Origin of the sequence: Burkholderia sp. Tr-862 (genome assembly GCF_011753085.1) — a bacterium.
GTDB classification, from domain to species: domain Bacteria; phylum Pseudomonadota; class Gammaproteobacteria; order Burkholderiales; family Burkholderiaceae; genus Burkholderia; species Burkholderia ambifaria.
In genome coordinates this window covers 1-5707 of record NZ_VWWG01000263.1, presented here as the reverse complement: position 1 = coordinate 5707, position 5707 = coordinate 1, and the positions used below count along the sequence as shown (strand labels likewise).

Annotated in this window: 6 protein-coding genes; all 6 read right to left on the bottom strand. The window is 68.7% G+C overall.

The window, feature by feature from the left end; genetic code table 11:
- Positions 1-97: 97 nt before the first annotated feature.
- Genes F3J14_RS33170 through F3J14_RS33145 form a run of 6 tightly spaced genes read right to left on the bottom strand, consistent with a single transcriptional unit; the run spans position 98 to position 5703 of the window.
- Complete coding sequence (locus tag F3J14_RS33170) at positions 98-1075, bottom strand: type II secretion system F family protein (RefSeq protein ID WP_166726501.1); 978 nt, start codon at positions 1073-1075, stop codon at positions 98-100.
- A complete protein-coding gene (locus F3J14_RS33165) occupies positions 1072-2490 on the bottom strand; it encodes a CpaF family protein (RefSeq protein ID WP_166726500.1) in 1419 nt (472 codons plus the stop codon). The genes F3J14_RS33170 and F3J14_RS33165 overlap by 4 nt, the downstream gene beginning before the upstream one ends.
- The gene (locus F3J14_RS33160) at positions 2487-3710 is read right to left on the bottom strand and encodes an AAA family ATPase (protein WP_166726499.1); all 1224 of its coding nucleotides are present in this window, start codon (positions 3708-3710) and stop codon (positions 2487-2489) included. The genes F3J14_RS33165 and F3J14_RS33160 overlap by 4 nt, the downstream gene beginning before the upstream one ends.
- A 21-nt stretch (positions 3711-3731) precedes the next feature.
- Positions 3732-4112 (bottom strand): CpaD family pilus assembly lipoprotein, encoded by a 381-nt coding sequence (locus tag F3J14_RS33155; protein ID WP_166726498.1) that lies wholly within the window; start codon positions 4110-4112, stop codon positions 3732-3734.
- A 14-nt stretch (positions 4113-4126) separates the two neighbouring features.
- Entirely contained in the window at positions 4127-5509 is a 1383-nt protein-coding gene (locus tag F3J14_RS33150; protein ID WP_166726502.1) for a type II and III secretion system protein family protein, read from the bottom strand.
- Between the two features lie 20 nt (positions 5510-5529).
- Positions 5530-5703, bottom strand: a complete 174-nt coding sequence (locus F3J14_RS33145) for a pilus assembly protein N-terminal domain-containing protein (protein ID WP_282100790.1) — start codon at positions 5701-5703, stop codon at positions 5530-5532.
- Positions 5704-5707: the final 4 nt, after the last annotated feature.

Below are 5707 nucleotides of genomic sequence, written 5' to 3'. Positions count from 1 at the left end.
CGCCGGCGCGTGCCGCCGCCGGGCGTCGCGAGCGCCGCGGCGACGCACGCGATCAACAGCAGCAGTTCAAGGCCGCGGGCGGCCAGCATCGACATCGTCATCGCGCGGTATCCAGTTTCGAGATCTTGTTGATCGTCAGCAGCCCGATCGTCAGCAGCACGGCGGCGATCGTCAGCATCACGTGTCCGGCGTGCGTGTCGAACAGCAGCATCACGTACGAGCGGTTCACGAGGAACAGCGCGCCGATCATCACGAACGGCACGGCCGAAATGATCTTCGTCGTGATCCGCCCTTCGGCGGTCAACGCGCGCGTCTTCAGGCGGATGTCGCGGCGCGTGCGGATGATGCTCGACAACTCGTCGAGCGTTTCGCCGAGGCTACCGCCGGTCTCGCGCTGCAGCAGCAGGTAAACGGTGAAGAACGAGAAGTCCGCGATCATCAGCCGATCCGACGCCTGCGTCAGCACGTCCTTCAGATCCGCGCCCACGCGCAGGCTGTCGCCCATCGTGCGGAAGGTCGAGCGCACCGGCTCCGCCGCGCTGTCGCCGACCGTGCTGATCGCCTGCGTGACCGGGATGCCCGCGCGCACCGCACGCACGATCAGGTCGATCGCGTCCGGGAACGCTTCGAGAAAGCGCAGCCGGAAGCGCTCGACCAGCGCGCGATAGCTGGCGCGCATCGCAAGCAGCGGCAACCCGACGTAGATCACCGGATGCAGGACGCTCGGCAGCGTGACGAGCTTCACCGCGACGATCGCCGCGATCGCGCCGACGATCGTGCTGGCGATGACGATCCGCATCCCGCGCTCGCCGCCGACCGCGCGCACGCGCGTCACGTAGCGCTGCAGCCAGGCACGCACGCGGCCCTGCCGGCGCGGCAGGTTGAACAGCGCGACGCCGGGCACGGCGGCCGCACCGGCCTTGCTGCCCGCCAGCGACGGCGCAAGGCGCCGCATCCGCTCGCGAATGCGCTGCTCCGGCGCCTGCCGCGCGCGATCGAGCAGCGCGGACAGCACGAGGCCGATCACGAGGATCACGACGAATGCGCCGAGCGCGACCAGGTCTGCGGGCCTCATTGCCGGAATACCTCGGAGAGCGTGTCCTCCACGCCGTAGTACGCGGCACGCGGGGCGAACGCGGGGCGCAGCGACGACGCCTCGAACACCCCCTTCACCACATCGCGCGTCGTGTCGCTTTCCTGCCGGAACGCGAACAGGTCCTGGGTGATCACGACCTCGCCTTCCATCCCGACGATCTCGGTGATCCGGGTCACGCGGCGCACGCCGTCGCGCATCCGCTCGACCTGCACGAACAGGTGCACGGCGCTCGCGATCTGGCGCCGGATCGACAGCAGCTGCAGGTTCGCGTTCGCCATCATGACCATGCTTTCGAGCCGGCTAATCGCGTCGCGCGGCGTGTTCGCATGGATCGTCGTCATCGAGCCGTCGTGGCCGGTATTCATTGCCTGCAGCACGTCGAATGCCTCGGCGCCGCGGATTTCGCCGAGGATGATGCGATCGGGCCGCATCCGCAGCGCGTTGCGCACGAGGTCGCGCTGCGAGATCCCGCCGAGCCCTTCGGTATTCTCCGGCCGCGTCTCGAGACTGACGACATGCGGCTGCAGCAGTTGCAGCTCGGCCGCATCCTCGATCGTCACGATCCGCTCGTGCTCCTCGATGTGTTGCGACAGCGCGTTCAGCAGCGTCGTCTTGCCCGAGCCGGTACCGCCCGAGATCACGATGTTCAGCCGGCATGCGCAGGCGATCTTCAGCACCTGCAGCATCCCGTGCGAGATATTGCCCTGGTGCGCCATGCGCGCGAGCGTGATGTCGCGCTTCGCGAACTTGCGGATCGAGATCGACGCGCCGCGCATCGCGATCGGCGGCAGGACCACGTTCACGCGGCTGCCGTCGGCAAGGCGCGCGTCGACCATCGGGCTGCTCTCGTCGACACGGCGCCCGACCGCCGCCGCGATCCGCTGCGCGACGCTCGTCACGTGCGCGTTGTCGCGAAACTTCAGCGACGTGAGTTCGAGCCGCCCCGCGCGCTCGACGTACACCTGGTCAGGGCCATTCACGAGGATGTCGGACACGGTGTCGTCGGCGAGCAGCGGCTCGATCGGCCCGACGCCGAACATGTCGTTCAGGATCGCGTCGACGATCAGCACCTGCTCGCCCGCCGTGATCTTCAGGCGCTCGCGCTCGACGGTGTGTGCGGCTACCTGCTCGATGCCGGCGCGCACTTCGTCGCGCGTCTTCATCAATGCCGCCGACATGTTCATCGACGAAAACACCGCGGTGCGAATTGCGTCGAACTTGCCGGAGCGGATCAGCGCCTCCTGCGTGTCGGCCGCCGCCGCACCGCGCACGGGGGCCGGCGCGTGGCTCGCGATCGGCCCCGGCGCGGGCGCGGGCGCGTCGTCGCGCGGCGCGGCCGGGGACACTGCCGGCGTGGGCGCCGGCGTCGACCGTTTGCGAGTACCGAACGTCACGATCCTTTCCTCCACTTGACGAAGCGCGCATACCACGGCTCGGCGACGGCCATCGATTCGCCGGTGATGCCGTTCGCGAGCCGCCGGATCTCGTCCAGGAAGCCATGCCGCTTCCCGCCTTCGATCGGCTCGCCGAGATTCTCGGCGACCGCGAGCGGCTGCGGCTCGTGCGGCAGCTCGCGCAGCTTCACGCCGCCGAAGGCGTCCTCGAAATCGGTCTGCGCGACGCGCCCCTTGACCGGCTCGAGCGGATTGTTCAGCACCATCGACAGCAGCCGCTCGCCGGGCAGCTCCTTCACGAAGCGCGCAAGCCGCGCGGCTTCGTACGCGGCGTGCACCGAGCGGTCGGCGACGATATAGACGAGATCGGACGCCGCCAGTGCATCCTCGAACAGTTTGCCGGCGCGGTTGCCCACGTCGAACAGCACGTAATGGAAGCGGTCCTTCAGCATGTCGACGAGCTGCGCGATCGCATCGTCGCGCAGCGGCGCGTCGTCGCCGTACGCCAGTTCGGCCGACAGCACATGCAGGCGGTCGCCCTTCGTGACGAACATGCGGTCGAACAACGCGTCGTCGGGGCGCTGCTCCATGTTCAGCAATTCGATCAGCCCGTTGTTGCTCGACAGCCCGAGCATCGAGTTCGCGCCGCCGCCATGAAGGTTCAGGTCGGCGTACGCGACACGGCGGCGCTTCTCGCCCGCCAGGCAGCGCGCGAGACTCACCGCGACCGTCGTCGCGCCCACGCCGCCGCGCGCGCCGACGAAGCTGACGATCTTGCCGGTACGCGCGTGCACGATCGATTCCGTCGCGGTCAGCGCGCGCCGCATCAACTCGACGGTCAGCGGCTTCACGATGTAGTCCTGCACGCCGATGCCGAGCAGGTTGCGGAACAGCCCGACGTCGTTCTGCGTGCCGATCGCGATGACCCGCACGGACGGATCGCACATCTCGGCGAGCCGCATCAGGTCGGACACCGGCAGCACCGAATCCGACACGTCGACGATCAGCTGGCGCGGCGAGCGCTCGTGCTGCTGCAGCAGGTGGATCGCGTCGTCGCAGTTGCCGTGCTGCACGTGGGCACGCGTGATCGACAGATCCTGCGTGACGCGGCGAATCACGTCTTCGCTACCGGCGTCCGACACGACCGCGATGAGATCCGCCGCCCCGGCGGAGGCGGCGCGCTTGGCGTTCTGGCGGTCGAGGACGTTCATGGGCGGCATCGCGATGGCATCCGGAGCGGGTCAATGGCCGGGCGAGCCGGTCGTCAGCGTCTTGCCGGGTAACGGCTGCTTCACGCGATCCTCGACGTAGCGGCGCACCGCGTCGGCCGCGACTTGCGCGTCCGCGCCGCCGTACGGCACGGGCGCGACGAGATCTTCCGGCCGCGCGAGCATCGTCGCGAGATTCGTATAGGTCGCGCAGCCGAACGGCACGCCGGGCCGCCCGAACCCCGCGTCGACGAGATGCGACGGCTGCATCAGCGCCGCGCAGTCGGGCGGCACCGCGCGCACGCCGTCGAAGCCGATCGCGCGTGCATCCGGCAGGTTGATCGGCGGCGGCGCCGACAGGCAGCCTGCAAGCGCCGACGCCAGCAGAGCGAAGATGATGGTTCGAACCCGCATGCGCGCTCCTCCGGTCAATACACGAAGCCCGCGGCGCCGACGAGGCGCGGCGTTTCGCCCGACAACAGGTCGAGCCCGAGGTTGCGCTGCACCGCGAACTCGAGATCGCTGCTCGGCCGGGCGACGGTGTCGAGCGCCTGTTCGAGCTGGCCGGGGCCGGTCGGCTGCACGATATACGGCGTCACGATCACGACGACCTCGGTCTTGTTGTCCTGGAAGTTCTTCGATGAAAACAGCCGGCCGATGATCGGCAGCCGGCCGAGCCCCGGAATCTGCGACACGGTATCGGCCGTCTGGCTCTGCAGCAGCCCGCCGATCGCGAAGCTCTGCCCGCTCGACAGCTCGACCGTCGTCTCGACGCGCCGCACGCTGAGCCCCGGCACCGTCACGCCGCCCGTCTTCACGCTGTTGTTCGCGTCGACCTCGCTCACTTCCGGGCGCACCTTCAGGCTGATCCGGTTGTCGGCGAGCACGGTCGGCGTGAAATCGAGCGACACGCCGAACGGCTTGAACTCGACCGTGATCGCGCCGGTCGTGTTGCCGGCCTGCGCGACCGGAATCGGAATCTCGCCCCCCGCGAGGAAGCTCGCGGTCTGGCCGGACATCGCGGTGAGGTTCGGCTCCGCGAGCATTGTGATCAGGCCTTCCTGGTCGAGTGCGTCGAGCACGACGTCGATCGACCAGCGCCCCGCGTGGAAACCGCCGAGCACCGAGTACGCGCCGGTCGGCGACAGGTTGAACACCCTGGTCGTCGGATCCACCAACGTGCGCCCGTTGAACAGCCCGCCGATGAAATTGCCGGCCGCGCCGAGCGAGCTCCAGTTGATGCCGAGCTGCTGCGTGACGTTGCGGCTCACCTCGGTCACGCGCACGCGCAGGTTCACCTGGATCGGGCGCGACAGGGTGAGCCGGTTGACGATCTTTTCCTTGTCGTTCAGGTAGGGCGTGAGCGACTGCATCACGGCGTCCGCGTCGGCCGCGCTCGGCACCTTGCCCGACACCATCAGCGAGCCCGGCGCGCCGGACACCGACAGCTTCAATTGCGGAAAGCGGCTGTCGAGCACCGCCTGCAGCGATACGGTGTCGACCTGCACGATCACCGTCCGGCGCAGGATCGGCCGATGGTTCGCGCCGAGCGCGATCAGCGTGGTGGTACCGGCCTTCTTGCCGAACACGAACACGGTGCGTGGCGACGGCACCTGGATGTCAGCGATGCTCGGATCCGCGACGAACATCGCGGTCGCGGGTTCGGACAGCGACAGCATCTCGCCCTTGCCGGTCGCGATCGACAACGCCGCGCCGGCGTCCGCCGCGTGCGCGCGCTGCGCGAGCGCGACGCCCGGCGCGACGATGCAGGCCAGACACCAGAAAGCGATCCAACGAACCATGCACACCATGCGTTTTCCCGTCAGTTTCTTCACTGCGTCACTGCAACATCGTGGCGCGCGGCGCTTGCGCCGTCCGATCTGAACACGAACACGGTGCGTGGCGACGGCACCTGGATGTCAGCGATGCTCGGATCCGCGACGAACATCGCGGTCGCGGGTTCGGACAGCGACAGCATCTCGCCCTTGCCGGTCGCGATCGACAACGCC

Bases quoted from the DNA above. Each gene is read 5' to 3' on its own strand.
- F3J14_RS33160 (WP_166726499.1), bottom strand. From the start codon at position 3,710: ATGCCGCCCATGAACGTCCTCGACCGCCAGAACGCCAAGCGCGCCGCC.
- F3J14_RS33155 (WP_166726498.1), bottom strand. From the start codon at position 4,112: ATGCGGGTTCGAACCATCATCTTCGCTCTGCTGGCGTCGGCGCTTGCA.
- F3J14_RS33150 (WP_166726502.1), bottom strand. From the start codon at position 5,509: ATGGTGTGCATGGTTCGTTGGATCGCTTTCTGGTGTCTGGCCTGCATC.
- F3J14_RS33170 (WP_166726501.1), bottom strand. From the start codon at position 1,075: ATGAGGCCCGCAGACCTGGTCGCGCTCGGCGCATTCGTCGTGATCCTC.